Annotated in this window: 10 protein-coding genes; 5 read left to right on the forward strand and 5 right to left on the reverse strand. The window is 44.0% G+C overall.

Features of this window, described 5'->3' with window-relative positions; all coding sequences use genetic code 11:
- From JWQ85_RS11275 to JWQ85_RS11285, 3 genes are all read left to right on the forward strand, one after another.
- Positions 1-306, forward strand: a 306-nt coding sequence (locus tag JWQ85_RS11275; protein WP_299467936.1) for an acetylxylan esterase, incomplete at its 5' end; no start/stop codon positions are given.
- Positions 307-314: 8 nt separating this feature from the next.
- Positions 315-1,154 (forward strand): hypothetical protein, encoded by an 840-nt coding sequence (locus tag JWQ85_RS11280; protein ID WP_299467938.1) that lies wholly within the window; start codon positions 315-317, stop codon positions 1,152-1,154.
- A 5-nt stretch (positions 1,155-1,159) separates the two neighbouring features.
- A complete protein-coding gene (locus JWQ85_RS11285; protein ID WP_299467940.1) occupies positions 1,160-3,181 on the forward strand; it encodes a tetratricopeptide repeat protein in 2,022 nt (673 codons plus the stop codon).
- A 147-nt stretch (positions 3,182-3,328) separates the two neighbouring features.
- Here the strand turns inward: JWQ85_RS11285 and JWQ85_RS11290 are convergent, their stop codons facing one another.
- The 4 genes from JWQ85_RS11290 to JWQ85_RS11305 form a co-directional block, all read right to left on the reverse strand.
- On the reverse strand, positions 3,329-3,796 hold the full coding sequence (locus JWQ85_RS11290) for an SRPBCC family protein (RefSeq protein ID WP_299467942.1): 468 nt from the start codon (positions 3,794-3,796) through the stop codon (positions 3,329-3,331).
- Between the two features lie 45 nt (positions 3,797-3,841).
- Positions 3,842-4,684: a sulfurtransferase gene (locus JWQ85_RS11295; RefSeq protein WP_299467944.1), complete on the reverse strand. Its 843-nt coding sequence runs from the start codon at positions 4,682-4,684 to the stop codon at positions 3,842-3,844.
- Between the two features lie 271 nt (positions 4,685-4,955).
- Positions 4,956-5,429 (reverse strand): ribonuclease H-like YkuK family protein, encoded by a 474-nt coding sequence (locus JWQ85_RS11300; RefSeq protein ID WP_256540103.1) that lies wholly within the window; start codon positions 5,427-5,429, stop codon positions 4,956-4,958.
- 353 nt (positions 5,430-5,782) lie between these two features.
- Entirely contained in the window at positions 5,783-7,432 is a 1,650-nt protein-coding gene (locus JWQ85_RS11305) for an SUMF1/EgtB/PvdO family nonheme iron enzyme (protein ID WP_299467947.1), read from the reverse strand.
- Between the two features lie 253 nt (positions 7,433-7,685).
- Between JWQ85_RS11305 and porV the strand changes: the two genes are divergently transcribed.
- Both porV and ispF read left to right on the forward strand, forming a co-directional pair.
- The gene (gene porV / locus JWQ85_RS11310) at positions 7,686-8,861 is read left to right on the forward strand and encodes a type IX secretion system outer membrane channel protein PorV (protein ID WP_299467949.1); all 1,176 of its coding nucleotides are present in this window, start codon (positions 7,686-7,688) and stop codon (positions 8,859-8,861) included.
- Entirely contained in the window at positions 8,861-9,346 is a 486-nt protein-coding gene (gene ispF, locus JWQ85_RS11315; RefSeq protein ID WP_299467951.1) for a 2-C-methyl-D-erythritol 2,4-cyclodiphosphate synthase, read from the forward strand. The genes porV and ispF overlap by 1 nt, the downstream gene beginning before the upstream one ends.
- A gap of 126 nt (positions 9,347-9,472) precedes the next feature.
- On the opposite strand, the gene JWQ85_RS11320 is transcribed toward ispF, so the two are convergent.
- The coding region (locus JWQ85_RS11320) for a glycosyltransferase (protein WP_299467953.1) at positions 9,473-11,472 on the reverse strand (2,000 nt) is incomplete at its 5' end.

Consider the following 11,472-nt stretch of genomic DNA (forward strand, 5'->3'; position numbering starts at 1 on the left):
GTAACCTGGCCTATAAACGATATTAAGAAATACATTAAAACACAGCCCGGGCTTACTTACCAGAAAGTGGTAGGCAACCTAAACTATTACGACGGGAAAAACTTTGCCGCAGGTATAACATGCCCCATGATAATGGGGATAGGTTTGTTAGACCCATATGCACCACCGGCAAATGAGTATGCTACCTTTAACATTGTACCGGGCAAAAAGCGGATAATGGTATTTAAAGATCTTGGGCACGAGATATCGCAGGCTTACAAAAACCTTGAGGGCAGATGGATGCGCGATTATTTTGGATTATTTTAACAAATAAGATGATTAAAACTTACTTAAAATATTTACTAATAGCCACCAGTTTTATGATGCTGGCGCCAAATAGCAGCCATGCGGGTGGCTTCCCTGTACGGCCAAAAAGGTTGTTGCTATCACCATCATTCAGTTATTTTTATGCTGATAGGAGCTGGGACTCCTTACGCCGTAAAAACCTGTTTGCCAACGGCGGTCAGTTCGAGTCATTAGGCTTTTCGTTATACGCTGAGTACGGCTTAAGCAGGCGGTTTACCCTGATAGGGTTGCTGCCGTATGTAAAAAATACCTACGCGGATAATAACTCCAAAACGGTAAGCTCGGGCCTTACCGATCTGGAAGTGGGTGTACGCTACTACCTGGCCAACATCAACTACACCTATTATTTTACCATACAGGGTGCCTTTGTTACCCCGCTATATACCGATCCAAACTTAGGTTACCGCGAGCAGGGTGCCGAGTTAAAACTGGCCTTCGCAGGCAGCGGTAAGGTGCTGGGCAAAAACTGCTATTTTACGCTGGAGAACGGCGTACGCCAGTACTTCGGTTCTGAAGGGCCTATCCAGGACAGGTATAACGGCTCATTCGGTTTAACGCTGGATAGGAAGTTCCGTCACCAGATATCGGTATCGGTAGGTGGGTTTTATTCGGCCAGTAGCTTTACCAAATTTTCACCTATACAGGCAACCAATAAAAACTTCGCGTTTAACCAGGCTTCGTTAACTTATGGCTACACATTTGACAGGCGGTTCTCTACATTCTTAACGGGGGGACACTTTATAAATGGCCGCAACACCGGCGATGGTACCACCGCATCCGTAGCATTCATGTACAAGCCCTTTAGATAGATTTTATGGCCAGATTATTCATCATATTTTTTCTTTTACCTTTTTGCTGTGTAGCGCAAACCGCCGAAACCTTTATGCAAACCGGCAACGCAAAAGCAGGGCAAAAGAACTATAATGCCGCCATTGCCGATTTTACAAAAGCCATACAACTGGATGGCAAGAACGGACGGACATACTTTTACCGCGCCAATGCTTATAACGATTTGAAAGAATACTCAATGGCCATACAGGATTATGACCACGCCATTGAACTTGACCCTAAAAACCCTTTCGCTTATTTTTATCGCGGTAACGCAAATAACGCGCAGCAAAAATTTGCCGATGCCGTAACAGATATTACCAAAGCGATTGCCCTGGCACCCAATGCAGATATGTACCACTACAGGGCAAATGCAAGAGCAAGCCTGGGCAACCATGCTGGTGCTGTTGAAGATTTTACCAAAGCCATTGCTTTAAATCCTAAAGATCCCTCGCTTTATGAGTACCGTGGTGTAGCCAAAAGCAATTTAAAATATAACGAAGGCGCTATTGAAGATTACAATATAGCGGCAGGCCTCGACCCTAAAAACGCCGACCTGATATTTTATCGTGCCAACGCGAAGGGTAACGTAGGCGATTTTAAAGGCGCCATTGCAGATTATACCGCTGCGACCAACATGAACCCCAAAAATGCCGAAGCTTTCTTTTATCGCGGTAACGCATACAGCAATTTAAAAAATTACAATGCGGCCATTGCCGATTATAAAAAGGTGATTACGCTTAACCCTAAAATGCCAAACCTATACAGGTACCTGGCAAACGCTTTAAGTAATAATAATGATAAAAAAAGCGCGCTGGAATACTTTGGCCAGGCTATAAAACAAGATCCTAATAATGCCGAACTATACCTGTTTGATGGCATTGTGAGGTATAACCTGGATGATAGGGAAGGCGCAATGACTGATTTTGATAAGTCGATTGATTTAAAACCAAGCTCGGAAGCCTACCAGAACCGTGCAGACTTAAAGCTTAGCACTAAAAATTACGACGAATCAAAACAAGATGCTAATAAAGCCATTGAGCTGGATGCTAAAAACAGCTACGCCTATATTACCCGTGCAAGGGCCAAGCTGGAACTGAAGGATACCGCAACAGCATTAACCGACCTGAACCTGGGCATTAAAATGAACCCCTCTAACGATTACTCGTATGTTGTGTTAGGCAATATAGCAACTGATCGTAAAGATTACGCTACAGCGCTTAAAAACTATACCCAATCGTTAGAGATACAGCCCGGTAATGTAGAAACGCGTTTAAGGCGAGCCAATACCCGCTTAAAGGCGGGTGATAGGGCAGGTGCCTTAGCCGATTTTAAGAAGATGACAGATACAGGTACCAGCGACGATAGTTTTTACGTACGGATGGTAAGATCGATGATGAAGGCCAGTTTCAACGGCGAAAGTTTACCGATACTAAATACACTGATCATAAAGAACCCAAAGATCGCGACTTTTTATGTAGGGCGTGGTGCGGCTAAACAAAGCCTTGGTGATACTAATGGTGCTATTTTAGATTATAATGCCGCTTTAAAACTGGATACCGCGTCTGTTGATGCTTACAGCAACCGGGGCAGCGCTAAGCTTGATCTAAAGGATTATCCCGGTGCATTAGCTGATATTAGTAAAGCCATTAAGATCCACGAGGATAATGAAGAGCCGTATCTTATACGAGCCAAAGTACGTATGGCCATGAAGAACTACCAGGGAGCTGCAGACGATTACAGCAGCGTTTTATTTATTGACCTGGACAACACTGTTGTTTTCGCGTATCGTGGCCTGGCGCAAAGCTATCTGGCCAATACCGACCGTATGAATGCCGACTTTAGCTACGCTCTAAAACTGGAACCAAATAACGACGAGATCTACTATCTGCGCGGACAAGCACGCATCAATACAAAAGATGTTACAGGCGCCTGTGCCGATTTTAAAAAGGCTGCTACCTTAGGTTCTAAAGCCGCCGTTGAAGAAGCTAAGAAGTATTGTAAATAGGAATAACTCCCGCCAGTTGGTGTGCTCCACCTGTCATTTCGAACGAGGTACGAGGAGAAATCTTGTTCATTGTGCAATTTCGCCACCTATCATTTGAACAAGATTTCTCTCTGTCGTTCGAAATGACAGTTCGCTTAGTGCAATTACCTACATCTTCCCAAACAATCCTTCAATTGCCTTCACCCTGTAATCAAACACTTCTTTAAGTTTTTTACCTACAAAAACTTTGTTGGCAAACTGCCCTATAATACTGTAAGGGATAGCATAATTAAGTATGTCGGTCATTTCTACACCGCCGGGTATCTCTTTAAAATGATGCTGATGATGCCATAATGCATATGGCCCAAAGCGCTGTTCATCCACAAAATATTGCCCTTCCACTACGTGGGTTATTTCGGTCATCCAGTTTAGTTTTATGCCGGCCAGGGGCGATATTTTGTAGGTAATGATCATACCTGCATACACTTTGGTATCGGTGGTATAATCAGATGTTACCACAAAACGCATATCTGCAGGGGTTATCTTTGCCAAGTTTAGCGGCGACGAAAAGAAATTCCAGGCCTCATCTAAACTAATAGGGATATTCTGTTTAAACTTTAAAGAGTATGTTTTCACGCTTGTGTAACAGGCATAATGGGTTGCTGTTTTAAGTATAGCATATTAAAGTCCGTTAGCTTCTGTTGCAATAGGCAAGTCCCTTCTGCTCCATTCACTCCACGAACCAACATAAAGTTTTGGCCCGGTAATACCGGCATGCTCCATGCCCAACAAAGTGTGGCATGCTGTAACACCCGATCCACAATGAACGATCACATCTTCGGGCTTTACATCGCCAATAGTATCTTTATAAAGAGTTGCCAATGCCTGCGAGGTAAGGTATTTGCCCTCGGGCGATAGGCTGGTGCTGTAAAACAGATTTACAGCGCCGGGTATATGGCCTGCAACCAGGTCGAGTGGTTCGATATAGCCCAGATAACGCTGCCCCTCTCGCACGTCAATAACCACACGATGGTCGGCTTTGGCGGCTGCTTTTACTTCTTCAATATCTACCGTATGGCTAAATTCTTTGGGGATAGGGTAGGGCCCGGTAGCAGTGGGTTTGTACTCGTCGGTACTTAGTTCCATACCCTCATCAGTAGCAGCCTTTAAACCGCCATTTAGTACCTGTACGTTGGTATGGCCTATCGAGCGCAGCATCCACCAAAGGCGTGCACCACCCATAGCCCCGTTTTTATCATCGTAAACCACAATGTGGCTATCGGGCTTTATGCCCCAGCGTGATAAAGTTGCCGCAAAATCCTGTAATGATGGTAAAGGGTGCCTTCCGCCAATGGCAGGGTCGGCAGGGTGCTCGGCCAGGTCATCGTCTAAAGTGGCAAAGATGGCATTTGGTAAGTGGCCTGCCAGGTAGCGCTCGTGCGCGTTGGCACCGGCACGTACATCAATTATTATGGTTGAAGGGTCAAATACCCTTGGGTCGGTAATTTCAATAAGCGGAGACATAGGCTTGTTATGTTTACAAGCAAATATATAAATGTAGAAGCTATATAAAGTAAGAATTTGGTAAAGTTTGGCGGCCACAAAGCCTTATGCCTACCTGCGTTAAGGATAGAAGCGGATACCGGCCCGTGGTTAAGGCCCGTGTAGTATGAGCGGATGAGCCCGGCCGCAGGCAACGCCCTTATTCAGTTAGCAGTTTTTAGTTTCAGCAGGCAGCCTGTCCTGTGAGATGTAGGCAACTATTCACCACCCTCTATTCACCACTCACCACCACTTACTGCACCATTTTATTAGCACAGCACGAGCTTGCAAAAGCTTCGGGTTTGGCTTTGAAAACGAAACCCATGCTTAGTATGTAACCCATAGCTTCGTGCAGGGCAGCATTGCTTTTAAAATTGGGGTTGGTATTAATATCGGCATGTACCTCCAATTCTACATCGTACAGGTCAAGCAGGTCGCAAAGCTTGTAGGCAATGTCAATTGATTTTTGCACCTCGCAAAGCATACGTTCTTTGATGCTCATTTTTTGCGAAGAGCGTTCCTGGTGAATGAACATAAAAGCCCCACGCTGCTCACGGATAAAAACAATTACAGTAGCAAAATCGGTAACCGCGCCTTTCACCTGCGAATCTGTACCGATACAAACTTTTAGTTTATTGCCCAGGTTTGTTTCCCGTTCAATGGCAGCTTCAACCTCTTCAAGTATGGGGGTTTGGATAACCTCACCGCTAAATTTTCTCCAGGTCATAAAAATTGTTTTAGGTTAATTTTATCTGATCTGCTTTTACAGGTCTATAAAAGTAAGCGATAAACTATTTTATAAACGTTAATATGTGGTAATTTATTTGTTAACATTTTACTGAATATTAACAGGTTAGGTGATTTTGTTTTTTAATTGTTGATTTTTTAATGTGCGGGGAATAGTTGTTTAAATTAATGATGGCGTTGCCTGCGGCCGGGCTATCCGCTTATACTGCGCAGGCCTTAACCACGGGCCGGTATCCGCTTCAATCCCTAACGCTGCACAAGCCAAATGTGGTGTAAACAAAAAAGCCGCTTCCTTTTCAGGAAACGGCTTATAATAGGGTTAAGATTGGATCTTTATCTGGCTTTGTAATTTTTAGCCTTTTTAATCGGCAGGTGCGGTTTGCCTTCGGGGTGTATTTCAGGCGCGCCAACCATGGTCATTGCGCAACGGAAACCAACTTCGGCACTTGTAGCTTCCTGGTCCATAAAACGGCGGGTTGCAGGGTTTAACCAGTAAGACATATCATTCCATGAACCGCCTTTGTAAACCTTTGAGTGGTTATTAACCAAAGTTGTGGTACCATACAAGCTGGTGTTTACCGAATCGCCGTAATCCCTGTAATCATTTGTGTAAGCTTTGCCGGCCAATGGGTCTTTTACTACGCTTGCAGTAGTTGCCGCCGGCTGTGCGCTGTTAACTGCGCCCGGTTGCGTATTGCCAGCGGCCTGTGCCTGTTGCTGGGCTATCATTTCGCTGTATTTTAATTTTTTATTAGACCTGGCCGGGTCTTTAATAGGGCGGCCATATTTGTCTTTTGCATATAAGCCCTTTATAGGGTCGGCAAGGCGTTTATTGGTAAACTCGTTACCACGGAAAGGGTTCAGATCATCCACTTCTTCAAATGAAGTTTGGCGATAAGTATCAGCAACCCATTCGTTAACATTACCTGCCATGTTATACAAACCAAAATCATTTGGCTGGTATGAACGTACTGGGGCGGTAATAATGGCTTTATCATTTAAGCCACCCGCAACACCCGCGTTATCACCGGCGCCGCGTTTAAAGTTGGCTAATATTAATCCACGTGTTTTTTTGCTTGGCGAACGTACACCAAGGCCATCCCATGGGTATACGCGGCCATCGTTAATGTTTTCGAACTGGGTATTACCGGCAAGTGCCAAAGCGGCATATTCCCACTCCGCCTCAGATGGTAGGCGGTAACCTTGTTTTAATATACCATCCTCTAAACGTACCGGCCTTACCGCGCGTCCATTTTTACCGGTACCGGTAGTAGGTGCGTTAGGGTTAAGGTCTGTTATCATTTTTTTACCGTCAATTCCGGCACCTTTGTATTGGCCGTTTAGGTACATGTCGTTATTATAAGGCTCTTTTTGAGCGTTATTTGCAACCGCGCCTTTTTTACCGCCTGCCTGGTCTTTCCAGCTTACCAGGCTACCACGTTCACGTAAAATGTTTTCGTTGGTACGATCAGTACGCCATGAGCAGTACTCTTGTGCCTGTTCCCAGGTAACACCAACAACAGGGTAATCCTGAAATGCAGGGTGGCGCAGGTAGTTGTCTACGTAAGGTTCGTTATATGATAATGGTTTACGCCATACCAGCGTATCCGGCAGGGCATTGTAATATAATTCGTTATCAGTTGGGAAAGTAATATTTATCCAGTGCAGGTAATCAAGCCAATCCTGGTTTGACACTTCGGTCTCATCCATATAAAATGAAGGGACAGTTACCCTGCGGCGCAGGTTATTATATTCGTAAGTAACATCCTGGTCTGCACTACCGCCTAAAACAAAGGTTCCACCTTCAATAGGTACAAGGCCGGGGCCCGGGGTAGGGTGGCTTTGCTTAAAGCGCAAATAACCACCGTTTGTGCGATCGTTATAAGCTAAACCTGTTTTTTGCGATTGCTGTTTTTTACTGCAGCTGCTAAGCATAACACCTAATCCCAACAACGCTAAAGCAGTATTAGTAAGTACTTTCATATTTTGCAAAATATATTTGGAGGTAAATTTAAAAAAAAATCAATTATAAATTTGTGTAATTATAAGTGTTTAATAATAAGTATAGACCTAAACCTACTTAAACGTACATTTCATTAGCGGAGTTACAATAATCTGAACTATTAATGGCTCAACTTAAATTGCTTATATGTTAATGCCATTGCTTGTGTGTTAACGTTGATAATATCATTTGCATATTTATATTATTTTTAAATAATAAGACTAAATTGCACCAATGAAGTTTTTGAGTACTAAAAACATTTACACATATATACTACTTGTTTTGCCTGCATTTGCTGCGGCGCAAAGCACAACTACCACCAGCGGTAGCGGTGTAAATGCTATACCAACTGCTGTGCCTTTTCTAAATATTTCGCCAGATTCGCGCTCAGGGGCAATGGGCGATGCCGGTGTAGCCTTATCGCCGGATGTTAACGCCAATTATTGGAACCCGGCAAAACTGGCCTTCCTTGAAAATAATAATGATGTTTCTTTATCATACAGCCCGTGGTTAAGACATTTAGTGCCCGATGTAAGCCTGGCCTATTTAAGCTATGCCCATAAAATAGACGACAGGAATACTTTTGGCGCATCGTTACGTTATTTTAACCTGGGGTCTATCCAGCTAATAGACGCCAACCAGACCGATCAGGGCGTATATAAGCCCACCGAGTTTTCTATCGATGCTTCATTCGCACGCAAGTTTGGCGAGAACCTGTCATTAGGGTTAACTATGCGCTATATCTATTCAAATTTTAGTAACGGCGCATTTGTATCTGGTTCGGGGCAGCAAAACAAAGCCGGTAACGCGGTATCAGCAGGCGTATCCTTGTATTACAAAAAACCTTACGGCAATAATTCTTTATTTGCGTTTGGTGCCAATATATCTAACATTGGTAATAAAATAAGCTATACCACTACGGGGCCAAGCTATTTTTTACCTGCTAATCTAAAATTTGGCGTAGCCAATACCTGGGCGCTTGATGATCTGAGCAAGTTTACTGTTGCGTTTGATATTAATAAGCTTTTAGTGCCAACACCACCAATAAGGGATAATGACGGCAACATAATAAAGGGGAGTGATGATGATGTATCTGTCCCTGCCGGGATCTTCCGTTCTTTTGGCGATGCACCGGGTGGCTTTAGCGAAGAATTAAAAGAATTAAGCTTTTCGCCTGGGGTAGAATATTTGTATAACGACCGCTTTGCTGTAAGAGCAGGTTATTTTTATGAGAATCCTGCCAAAGGTGGCAGGCATTATGCAACCGCGGGTTTTGGGTTGAAGTATGATATATTCAATTTTGATTTTTCCTACCTAATGGCCAGCCAGCAAAACAGCCCATTGGCAAATACTCTTCGTTTTACTTTGTCTGCCAGCTTTGGCGGTACCAACAATGCTTCTAAAAAATAATGGCTAAAATTAAAGTAGGTTTTGGTTTTGATGTACACCAGTTGAAGCAACAGCACCCCTTTATTTTGGGTGGTGTTAACCTTGAACATACCAGTGGTGCTTTTGGCCACTCAGATGCTGATGTATTACTGCATGCTATATGTGATGCCCTTTTAGGCGCCGCTAACCTGCGCGATATTGGGTTCCACTTCTCTAATACCGATGATCGCTGGAAAGGCATCAGCAGTCTGGTATTATTACAGCACGTTGTTGCCCTGCTGGCCGAAAAAAACTGGCAGATAGGTAATATTGATGCTATGGTTTGCCTGGAAGCCCCCAAGATAAACCCGCACATCCCCGAAATGAAGGTAAACATTGCCAAAGCCGCCGGCATTAGCGAAGAGGATATCTCCATAAAAGCCACCACTAACGAGCAGCTTGGCTTTATTGGCCGCGAAGAAGGTGTTGTTGCCTATGCGGTTTGTTTGATTGAGCGGGTTGGTTAGTTCATTGGTTAAATTAGTTCATTGGTAGCTGCGTTTGTGGGGAGACTAAGTTAGCCACCCCAAGGTTACTAGTAAGACCTCAGCAATACCGATACCAATGAACCATTGAACTAATGAACCAGTAAATTACATCGGCGGCTCATTGCTTTCCCCAATCAACTCTCCTTTTTTAAGCTTTACATTACCTGTCCGTTTTAATACACCCCAGGTGTTCAGCTCGCCTTTTAGGGCTTTGCGGATAGATTTGAACAGGATGTAATACATGAGTTGGCGCCATATAAAACGCTGTGGAATGATATAGACCAGCTTACGGTAGTCTTCTTTCTCCATACGGAAGGCCAGTATACCCACCAGGAAATCGATCATTACAAAGGCTACATAATAGGTGAGCATTTTCTCGGGCTTATCGCCGAACAGGCCCAGCAGCATAATGAAATCTGCCAGAGGAGAAAACAGCGGCAATATGATCTGGAAGATGAGGATATTTGGCATACCCACCATCCCAAAATAGCTGAATTTTTTATTGAACAGGGCGTCGCGATTTTTCCAGAAACTTTGAATAACCCCAAAGCTCCAGCGGAAACGTTGCTTTAACAGCATGTTTAAAGACTCGGGCGCTTCTGTATAGGCTACTGCTTCGGCACAGTTCTTTATTACGTAGCCCAACTTTAAAATACGCATGGTTAGGTCGCAATCTTCGGCCAGTGTATCATACGTAAAGCCCCCGGCCTTGAATATAGCCGACTTGCGGAAGGCCCCAATAGCACCTGGTACCACCGTAATGCTGTTGATAATATCAAACGCGCGGCGATCCATATTTTGAGCGGTTATATACTCTATAGACTGCCACTTAGTAATAATGTTAGTTTCGTTACCCACTTTAACCGTACCTGCAACTGCCCCAATCTCCGCGTCGGTAAAGTAGGCCATCAGGTGATAAATGGCATCGGTTTTAAGCTGGGTATCGGCATCAATACAAACTACATAATCATGTTCGGCGTGGGTAATACCAAAGTTAAGGGCGGATGCTTTACCGCCGTTTGGCTTGGTTAATACCCTTACCAGCGGATGGTTGCCATAAGCTTCAGAAACAACCTGGAAGGTTTTATCCTTCGACCCATCATCTACAAAAATGATGTTAAAATCGGGATACTCGGTTTTTAATAAACTTTGTATGGTTTTTATAGCCGTAACCTCTTCGTTGTAAGCAGGCACAATAATACTTACCGGGGGTTGAGGATGCGGAGCAGTGTCAATCTTTTTGTTGACATTGAACTGCCTTGTCGCCAGGATCCCAATTAAAATAATACGGCCCATTGCCAGGAATATGGCTGATAGGAAAAGGTAGAAGATAAACTTGTTCCCCAGGAAAAAGCCCACCACAACTATATCATAATATTTACCCCAAAAGCTATTGCTTTCTTTTTCGGCAGGGGGCATCAGGTCATCTTTGGTTTTATCTAAAATATCGGCAATGGTGGTAAACTCGTAGCCGTTCTTTTTAAAGAAATGGATAATTGCCGGCAGGGCTTTAACGGTTTCTTCGCGTGTATCACCGCCGGCATCGTGCAGTAATATCATTGACCCATTATCCTTTTGGCGAATGGTACGTGCAATAATACTATCGGCTGTTACGCCCGGTTGCCAATCCCATGGGTCTATTGACTCGCCTATAGTGATATAGCTTTGCTTGCGGCTTTCTGCCACAGGTATTACCTCGGCCAGGGTTTGCGGCTCGGCATCGGCATTAAAAGGGGGGCGGAATAATATAGTGCTACGGCCGGTGATAGATTCTATCAGTTTACGGGTGGAGTTTAGCTCCAGGTTAACCCTATCCAGGCTAATGGTAGATATATCCGGATGGAAGAAAGTATGGTTTCCTATCTCGTAGCCCTCGTCATAAATTCTTTTTAGGATAGGGATGTTCTTTTCAACCATCGAGCCTACTACAAAAAATGAAGCAGGTACTTTCTCTTTTTTAAGGATGTCGAGGATCCGGGGGGTAAAATCCGGGTCGGGCCCATCATCAAAGGTTAAAACTACTTTACCTGGCTTATACCCATAACGGCGTATAACGTATTTGGTGGGTAACTCTATATATTTTTGATTGGTAATTGTATAGGTCA

It is taken from the genome of Mucilaginibacter sp., from assembly GCF_028288105.1.
Taxonomy (GTDB): Bacteria; Bacteroidota; Bacteroidia; order Sphingobacteriales; family Sphingobacteriaceae; genus Mucilaginibacter.